The 1960-nt window shown below is 75.4% G+C and carries 2 protein-coding genes; both read right to left on the reverse strand.

Annotated features, from left to right (window positions below; genetic code table 11):
• Positions 1 to 1142 (reverse strand): beta-ketoacyl synthase N-terminal-like domain-containing protein (locus G3I40_RS13505; RefSeq protein WP_203643993.1); only part of this gene is annotated, 1142 nt, incomplete at its 3' end.
• On the reverse strand, positions 1139 to 1960 hold an 822-nt coding region (locus G3I40_RS13510; RefSeq protein ID WP_239091712.1), incomplete at its 5' end, for a phosphopantetheine-binding protein. The genes G3I40_RS13505 and G3I40_RS13510, both read right to left, overlap by 4 nt.

Here is a 1960-nt window from a genome sequence, read left to right on the forward strand (position 1 = left end):
CCGGCGGCGGCCTGGGTGTGGCCGATGTTGGACTTCACCGAGCCGATCCACAGCGGATCGTCCCCGGCGCGCCCGGATCCGTAGGTCTCCAGCAGTGCGTGTGCCTCGATGGGGTCGCCGAGGGTGGTGCCGGTGCCGTGCGCCTCTACGTAGTCGACGTCGGCGGGGCCGAGCCGGGCGTCGTCGAGCGCCTGTCGGATCACCCGCTGCTGGGCCGGGCCGTTGGGTGCGGTGAGGCCGTTGCTCGCGCCGTCCTGGTTGACCGCCGAGCCGCGCAGCACCGCCAGGACGCGGCGGCCTTCCTGCTGGGCCGTGGACAGCCGCTGCAGGACGAGGAGGCCGGCGCCCTCGGCGAGCGCGAAGCCGTCGGCGGCCTCGGCGAAGGGCTTGCACCGGCCGTCCGCGGCGAGCCCGCCCTGGCTGTGGAACTCGGTGAACGCGCCGGGGGTGCTCATGAGCGTGACGCCGCCCGCGAGCGCGGTCGTGCACTCCCCGCGGCGCAACGACTGCATGGCCAGGTGGGTCGCGGTGAGAGAGGAGGAGCAGGCGGTGTCCACGGTGAGCGCGGGGCCTTCGAGGCCCAGCGTGTACGCGATCCGGCCGGAGGCCACGCTGGAGGCGGTGCCCGTGCCGAGATAGCCGAGGACGTCCGCCGCCGCCTCGTCGGGGCGCGGCCCGTAGTCGACGGCGCCGACTCCGGCGAAGACGCCGGTGGGGGTGCCGGCCAGCGCGGCCGGATCGAAGCCGGCGCGCTCCAGGGCCTCCCAGGCGACTTCCAGCAGGAGCCGCTGCTGCGGGTCCATGGCGAGCGCCTCGCGCGGCGAGATGCCGAAGAAGTCCGCGTCGAAGCCGGCGGCGTCGTGCAGGAAGCCGCCGGTGCGGGTGTCGGGGGCCGTGGTGTCCCAGCCGCGGTCGGTGGGCGGGCCGGAGACGGCGTCGCCGTCCGCGGCCATCAACTCCCAGAGTTCTTCCGGGGAGTTGACGCCGCCGGGGAAGCGGCAGCCCATGCCGACGACGGCGATCGGCTCGCCGGCCCGGTACTCGGTCTCCCGCAGCCGTGCGCTGACGGCCTCCAGGTCCCCGACCGTGCGCCGCAGGTAACGGCGCAGCTTGCCCTCGGTGGTCTCCTGCTCCCCGCTCATCGTTCCTCGTTCCCCTCACCGAACCGCTGATCGAGAAGTTCGAACAGTTCCTCGTCGTCGACGTCGTCGATGACGTCGACGGCCGTACGGGCGTCTCCGCCGCCGCCCGCGGTGCTCCACCGGCCGAGCAGGGCGGTCAACCGCGCCTCGATCGCCCGGCGTTGGCCCGCGGTGTCCGCACCGGAGCCGGTGCTGTCGTGCCAGCCGTCCAGCGCCGCCTCCAGCGCGTTGAGGTGCTCGGTGACCAGGCGGCGCGGGTCCGTCCCCGATTCGCCGGGCGCGTCCGCGAACAGCCGGCCGTCCACGTACGCGGCCACCGCCTCCGGGGTCGGGTGGTCGAAGACGAGGGTGCTCGGCAGCCGCAGGCCGACGGCGGCGCCCAGCCGGTTGCGCATCTCGACCGAGGCCAGTGAGTCGAAGCCGAGGTCCTTGAACTGCCGCCCCGGCGCCACCGATTCGGCCGTGTCGAACCCGGCGACGGCGGCGGCCTGGGCGCGTACGGCCTGGGTCAGGGCGGCCAGCCGGTCGGGGCGCGGCAACGATCCGAGGCGCGCGGCGAGCCCGTCGCCGGACCGTTCCCGGGCGGCCCTGCGCAGCGGCGTGTGCAGCAGCCCGCGCAGCACCTCGGGAACCCCGTCCGGCTCCTGCGGCCTGGAGGTGTCCAGGTGCAGCGGGAACAGGACCGGGTCGCCGCGCCGGATCGCCAGGTCGAACAGGGCCAGGGCGCGGGCGGTCGGCAGGGGCCGCATGCCCGCCCGTGCCATCCGCCGGGTGTCCCGCTCGTCGAGGGCGCCCGTCAGCCCGCTGGCCTGCTCCCA

Origin of the sequence: Streptomyces sp. SID14478 (genome assembly GCF_010548525.1) — a bacterium.
Classification (GTDB): domain Bacteria; phylum Actinomycetota; class Actinomycetes; order Streptomycetales; family Streptomycetaceae; genus Streptomyces.